The following is a 6,642-nucleotide window of genomic DNA, read 5'->3' on the forward strand; positions in this document are numbered from 1 at the left end:
CTGCCTGTTGATGGTCTCGCGGGAACCCGGGAATTCGGGTGCGTAGCCCGCCCCGTCGGGGGCAAGCGCGGCGTATGGCCGCTGAAATGGAACGGACCGGTGGGCGCTCGGGCGTTCGCGCGGTGGGTGGGTCGGGGCGTGCGGTGTCGACCTGGAGTACGTCGTGGGGTGGAGCCGTGTTGCGGGTGGTCATCCTCGCAGTCGCGCTCCTGTTGCTTGTCGGGTTCGCCGCCGTGCTAGCGGAGTTGACGCTCACGCCGTCGCCCGCCTCCGCGGAGATCGCCGGGGCCAATCTGCGGCCGGGGCATTCGCTGCGGCAGTACGCCGAGGACTACACCTTCCTCGCGGCGTGCAAGCAGGTCGGGGGCAACGTGCTGATGGGCGCGCCGTTCGGGCTGTTGCTGCCGGTGCTGGTGCCGCGCAGGTTCCGGATGTTGCGGGTGGTGGGGCTGACCGTGGTCATGATGACCGCGGTGGAGCTGGCGCAGGGTGCGATCGTCGAGGGGCGGGCCTTCGACGTGGACGACGTGATCATGAACACGAGCGGTGCGTTCCTCGCGTATCTGCTGCTGGGGCGCCGGTTGAGTCACCGCTTCCACACGCTGGGGTTCCGTTCCCTGGAGGCGCAGGCCCAGCGGGCGGAGGAACGGGAGCGGGAGCGGGTGGCGGAGAAGAAGGCTCGGCGCGGGGGTGTGGCCACGCGGACGAACGGCCGCGCGCCGTGGACCGAGCGCGTGCGGGGTCTCGTGAAGCGCGAGCCCGTGGTGGGGGAGAAGGCGGTCGCCAAGAGGACGGTCGCCAAGAAGGCCACCGCCAAGAAGACGACCGCCAAGAAGGCGACCGGACCGAAGAAGAAAGCCGTCGCCCCCAAGGCGGCGGCCCCGGGCCGGCGCTTTCGGAAGTAGCCGGCCGGCCGTTACGCCGGGTCGTCCGCCAGTTCCGCCACGCCCGTGATGCGGTGCAGCGGGTAGGTGCGGACCTCGTCCGCCGTGTGGTCGTACGCCGTCACGAAGCCGCCCTCGACCCGTACCGGCGCGATCACGCGCTGGCTCGCCGCGCCTTCCGCGTTGACGTAGCCGATCCAGACCGCCGACCCCGTCAGCGCGGCGGCCTGCACCGTCGCCAGTGTCTCGGCCGATGTCGTGCGGGGCAGATCCCCGCTCGGTGCCGCCGACGCCGGTTCGGGGAGCGTCTTGCGTACGACCGTCGCCGCCTGGTCCCCGGCCCGGATCGCCCGTACCGCCGCGCCGAGCAAGGTCGGCGCGGGCACCGGCGGCCCGTCGGGGACGGGGGCCGGTGGCGTGCGCGGCGGGGTGCGGTGAGCGTGGGCGCGGGTGACCAGGACATCGCCCTCGGCGGACTCGGCGGCCGGCGCGAGCCCCATCGAGCGCAGCCCGTCCAGCAGCGTCGAGGGGTCCGCCTGGGCCGCCAGGACGGTGGGCGCGAGGCGGCGCAGCCGCAGGCCGTGGGAGCGCCGGTCGGCCAGGATCTCGTCCAGGACGGCCTCGTCGTCGCAGCGTACGTACGCCGACGCGGAACCGATCCGCAGATGCCCGTGCCGCCGCGCCATGTCGTCGATGAGGTAGCTGAGCGGCTGCGGTACCGGCGTACGGCTGTGCGCCGCGAGGAACGCGTGCAGGTCGGAAGCCGACAGCCCGGCGTCGAGCGCGCGGCGTACGGACGCGGGCGTGAAGCGGTAGACGGTCGCGCCGCCCCGCGATTCGATGTCCGCGATCACGGACAGCGTCTCGGCGAGCGGACGCAGCAGCGGCCCGGGGGCGACGGCCGTGAGGTCGGCCTGGAGGAGTACGTGGTCGAGGGGCTCGGGCAGGTGCGGCGCGAGGGCGCGGGCCGCTTGCAGGCCGGTGGCCGACAACTCCCCGGCGGTGGCGGAACCCGCGCGGGAGGCCGGTTTCGGGAAGGCCCCCATCCCGGTCGCCACGTCCGGCGGTGCGATCAGCGCGCGGCCGTGCGACGACAGCGCGCCGCGGCCGGTCACGCCGAGCATCTCCGCCTCGTTCAGCGTCCACGCGGCGACGCGTGCCCGCAGGTCCTCGGGCCGGCCCGCCGCCGCGCCGCGCAGCGGGCGCTCCCAGCGCAGCCGGGCGAGCACGCTCTCCGGGTCGGGCGCGGTGCCCTCCGGAAGGCTCGCGAGCAGGTCGAGGACGTGGCGCCGTACCTCCGGCGCGATGCCCCGGTCCAGGTCGGGGCCGAGCACGGCGAGCGTACGGCCCTTGCTGTCCTGGCTGCCGACGAGGCCCGAGGTGCGGGTGGCGCCCAGCCAGGCCGTGACCAGGCGGGCCCAGCGTTCGGCCGGGGGCAGCTCGGGCCACTGGTCGTAGACGGGCGTCGGCGCGTACCTCTCGTCCGCCTCACCGTCCGCCGCCAACAGCCCTGCCGCGTAGGCGAGTTCGACCCAGAAGGCGGCGATGGGCTCGGTGACGTCCAGCGCGGTGGCGGTGCGTTTGAGGTCGCGTACGGAGAGGCCGCCGGCGCGCAGGACGTTCGGGCCGCCCTCGTTCCACTCCTTGGCCAGCTCCTCGATCGTCTCCAGCGCGGTGTACGCCTGTGCCGCCGCCGCGCTGTCCACAACCTGTGGACGACCGGCGGCCACGGAGGACGAGGACGACGCCGATGACGACGCCGATGACGACGCCGATGACGAGGCCGATGACGACGCCGTGAACGACGACGAGAACGACGACGCCGTTGACGTCGAGGGGTGCGGCAGGATCTCCGGCGGTTCCGGCTCGGTGTGGCGGTGCGCGCGCCCGCCGCGCAGATGCAGCGCCGCCTCGCGCGGCAGCACGACGGTGCGCGTGGAGGTCGGCAGCAACAGCCCGTGGTCGCGCAGCCACTGCACGGGCGGCGCGGGCTTCGAGGTGATCTCGCCGTACGGCGGCCCCCACACCAGCCGGTCGAGAACGGCCAGCGCGTCGGGCGGGGCGGTGTCGAGGAGCGCCGCCATGCGCGTGCGGTCGGTGAACAGCGCGGCCAGCGCGGTGACCGCCGAGACCGAGTCGTGCGTGGAGGGCAGCCCGGCGGTGGTGATGATCTCCTGGATCCGGCCCGGCGACATCCCCGCCGTGGCCTCGGCGACGGTCGGGCCGAGCCCGGTCGGCGAGGGGTGGTTGGGGGACGGGGCAAGGATCTCGCGCGCCGTACGGACCAGCCGCAGCCGGTCGTCGGCGCCCCAGATCAGCGCCTGCTCGCGCAGCGCGGCGACGGCGCGCGGCAGGGCCGTCTCGACGCGCGGATCGCCCTCGTCGCCGGTCATCAGCGCGCGGACCGCCTCGTACGGCGCGGGGTCGGTCGAGGCCGCCAGCGCCTCGGCGGTCTGGAGCGTGAAGCGGTCGAGCCGTTCCAGCGCCCGCATGACGGAGGCGCGGGTACCGGCCCGGGTGGCGAGCTGGCCGAGGTCGTTGGGTACGGGGCTCAGCAGGTCGGGACGCGCGCGCAGCAGGGCGGCCAGCGCGTCGTCGTCGCGGGTGCGCAGGGCCTCCGCGAGCGTACGCGGGGGCGTTCCGCCGGATCGTTCGGACACGTGCGCCTCCAGGGGCGGCTAGCTGATTCCCATCCGTCCCACGTTAGCCCCTGTGGGACGCCCGGCCGGGGTGTCGGCCGTCGGGGGGCCGTGCGGCGTCCCGGGTTTGTTGACAGGTGCTGGACAGCTGCATGTAATAGGGGTGGTGCCGCGTGGCGCCGGCCGATGAGCAGTGGGCGGGCCGGTGACCGGGCGAGCACCCTTCATACGAGGGATCCGCCATGAGTACATACTCCGCGACCCGTACGTGACGTAGCGAGCGCCACCGCGCACGAGCGCACCTGAGCGCGACCGCGCATACGAGCGCCACCGCACGTCGCTTCTCATCCTTCGCAGTCCCCGGCCACGGCTCCGGCTTCGGCTCCGGCTTCAGCTCGGCGCGCGCCGACGGCTGCCCTCATCTTCCGGAGAATCAGAAACGTATGCCCACATCGTTCGCCAACGGGGGGAACACCCTCCTGCTGACCACCACCGGCGCGAAGTCGGGGACCGCCAGGACCACCGCCCTCGGGTACGTCCGCCGCGGCGACTCGCTCCTGGTCGTCGCGTCCCTGGCCGGCGCGTCCTTGGCCGGCGTGTCGGACCTCGGTGCGCCCGACCTTGACGCGTCCGACCACGGCGTGTCGGACCCTGACGCGTCCGACCACGGCGTGTCGGACCCCGACGCGCCCGACCATCCCGACTGGTACCGCGACCTGCTCGCCCACCCCGTGGTGGACGTGGAGATCGGCACCCGTACCTTCCAGGCCCTCGCGGTCCCGGCCGAAGGGGGTGCGCGCGACGAGCTGTTGGTGGCGCTGGAGCCCGCCGTGACCGAGGGACCGCGCGAAGTCACCACCCTCGCCGACAAGATCCTTGACGTGCACGACCAACTGCGCGCCCAGCTGGGGCTGGTGACGGCGGACGTCGAGGCGCACTTCGCGGCGCTCGCGGCCCACGAGGGTCCCGGCGAGCCGCCCGCGCCGGGTCTCGGATTCCAGATCCGGCAGCGCTGCCTGGCGTTCTGCCAGTCCCTGGACTTCCACCACACCAGCGAGGACGGGCACCTGTTCCCCGGAATCGCCCGCTACCACCCCCATCTGACCGACGTCTTCGACCGGCTCCGCGCCGAACACCGCACCGTCGCGCGGATCCAGGACGGGCTGGTGGCACTGCTCGCCGATCTCGGTGTGGCCGAACCGCCCCGTTTCCGTGCGGAGTTGGCGGAGATGACGAGAGAGCTGAACGCGCATCTCGACTACGAGGAGGAGGTGATCCTGCCGCTGGTGGCTGAGGTGCCGTGGCCTCCGGCGCCGCCGCCCGCCGCGGGCTGAGCCCCTCCGCCGCGCCGCCGGTGACCGTTGCCCACGCTCGTACTGGACGTACGGGTACGAGCGCGACACCATCGGCCGCAGGTAAGGCGCGCATGTGCGGAGGGCAGTGTGGGGATCGAGAGCGACCAGCTCGTGTACGACTATCTGAGCCGGGTCGGAGACGTGGCCCAGCAACAGCAGTTGCCCTCCGGCGACCGGATGAGACTCGTCTCCGAGCTGCGGGGCGAGATCGACAAGCAGCGCGGGAAGTTCGGCGGCGACAGCCCCGCCGCCGTCCGCCGCATCCTGGGACGGCTCGGTTCGCCGGACCAGGTGGTGGGCGCGGCGGCGGGCGGCGGCTTCTCGGGCGGCGGCGGCTCGTTCGGCCAGGAGCCGGTGGCCGAGCCGTCGCCCGACGCCACGCTCCCGAAGCAGCGTGGCAAGCGCGGGCGCGGACTGCTCGGTGGCCCCCGTGAGGCGCGGCGGCAGGGCGGGCCCTCGCTGCCGAAGCAGACGCGCAGGGCCGTGCCCGAGACGCCCACCGCGTCGCCGCCGCATCTGGCCGGTACGCACGAACTCGGCCCGCCCGGCAGCGAACCGGACTGGTGGCGCGTCGACCCGGGCCCGATGGGGGCGGCGACCGGTGTCTCCGGGTTCGTCGGCGGTGTCGAGATCCCCGAGATACTGAAGCCGCCGCCCACGCCCGATGAACTCGCCGAGAAGGCCCGTCTCGCGGCGGAGGCGGAAGGGGAGGACGAGGCCGATGGACTGGAAGTGGCGGAGGCGCCCGGACGGCGCCGGCTGCTGCCTCGACTTCTGCGCCGGGGAGGGAAACCCGCCCCCGCCGCCGAAGCGCGAGCCGGGCTCCAACTCACCAACCCCTTCCTGCTCCTGGCCGCCGCCCTCCTCGTGGCCGGCGCGATCCTCGGCTCCTGGCTGGCCCTCGCGGGCGGCTGGGTCCTGGCGTACGCCTCGCGCCGGCTGTCGCGCTTCGAGGCGAAGCTGGCGGTCTTCGGGCTGCCGATCGTGGCCGTCGTCGGGGGCGGGGTCTGGCTCTGGGGCCGTACGACGGAGCGCTGGGGCGAGGTCATCGCGGACGACGCGATGGGCGAGGCGATCTCGCAGACGTGGCCAGTGGTCCTGCGGGTGGCGGCGGTCAGTTCGGCGCTGTTCCTGGTCTGGCGCTCACGACGAAGCTGACGTGCCGCAGTACTGCCGTGCCGCCGCGCTGACGTACCGCCGTGCCGCCGTGCCGCCGTACTGCCGTGCCGCCGTACCGCCGCACCGCCGTGCTGCACCGCACTTCCCCGCCGCGGCGCCTGAGGGCCCGGCGCGGACCGATCGCCGCCGTCCGGGGCCCTGTCCGGCGCGGGCCTACAGACGCGTGCGCGCGCGTGCCTTCAGCGTCGACAGGCGGGCCCACAGCGCCACCGTGAACAGCACCGCGCCGATCACGCAGTAGACCCACGCGTTCGCCGTCTCCCGTGCGATGCCGATCGCGCTCCACAGCACCCACGTGCCCAGGACGATGACGAGCGCCGTCCAGGCGATGTCCGCGACGCGGGTGCGGAGTTGGGCGCGCTGGACCGTGCCGCGTTCCAGGTCGGACAGCGGCTCCGGCTCGTGGGTCGTCCCGCTTCCCGGGCCGTCGTGCGCCGCGTGGTCCCGGCCCGCGCCGCGTTCCCGGTCTCGCTCCTCCGTTGCCATGTCCCGTCATCTCCCGTCGCCGTTCGACGCGTTCGTCGCGCGTCGGCTCCTTCTCCGGCTGCCCCGGCAGGACCCGGCTACGCGAAACGGCTACGCGAA

5 protein-coding genes are annotated in these 6,642 nt (G+C 74.0%); 3 read left to right on the forward strand and 2 right to left on the reverse strand.

Annotated features, from left to right (window positions below; all coding sequences use genetic code 11):
• Positions 1-185: 185 nt before the first annotated feature.
• Positions 186-905, forward strand: a complete 720-nt coding sequence (locus tag P3L51_RS34250) for a VanZ family protein (protein WP_354609261.1) — start codon at positions 186-188, stop codon at positions 903-905.
• An 11-nt stretch (positions 906-916) separates the two neighbouring features.
• Here P3L51_RS34250 and P3L51_RS34255 read toward each other — a convergent pair whose 3' ends face one another.
• Positions 917-3,544 (reverse strand): helicase-associated domain-containing protein, encoded by a 2,628-nt coding sequence (locus P3L51_RS34255; protein ID WP_354609262.1) that lies wholly within the window; start codon positions 3,542-3,544, stop codon positions 917-919.
• Positions 3,545-3,966: 422 nt separating this feature from the next.
• Here P3L51_RS34255 and P3L51_RS34260 point away from each other — a divergent pair, with 422 nt between their 5' ends.
• Both P3L51_RS34260 and P3L51_RS34265 read left to right on the forward strand, forming a co-directional pair.
• The gene (locus tag P3L51_RS34260; RefSeq protein WP_354609263.1) at positions 3,967-4,857 is read left to right on the forward strand and encodes a nitroreductase/quinone reductase family protein; all 891 of its coding nucleotides are present in this window, start codon (positions 3,967-3,969) and stop codon (positions 4,855-4,857) included.
• Positions 4,858-4,965: 108 nt separating this feature from the next.
• Positions 4,966-6,036: a hypothetical protein gene (locus P3L51_RS34265; RefSeq protein WP_354609264.1), complete on the forward strand. Its 1,071-nt coding sequence runs from the start codon at positions 4,966-4,968 to the stop codon at positions 6,034-6,036.
• 174 nt (positions 6,037-6,210) lie between these two features.
• Here P3L51_RS34265 and P3L51_RS34270 read toward each other — a convergent pair whose 3' ends face one another.
• Positions 6,211-6,543 carry a hypothetical protein gene (locus P3L51_RS34270; RefSeq protein WP_354609265.1) on the reverse strand — a complete coding sequence of 111 codons (333 nt, stop codon included), beginning with the start codon at positions 6,541-6,543 and terminating at the stop codon, positions 6,211-6,213.
• Positions 6,544-6,642: the final 99 nt, after the last annotated feature.

The sequence above is a fragment of the Streptomyces panacea genome (assembly GCF_040560175.1).
GTDB classification, from domain to species: domain Bacteria; phylum Actinomycetota; class Actinomycetes; order Streptomycetales; family Streptomycetaceae; genus Streptomyces; species Streptomyces panacea.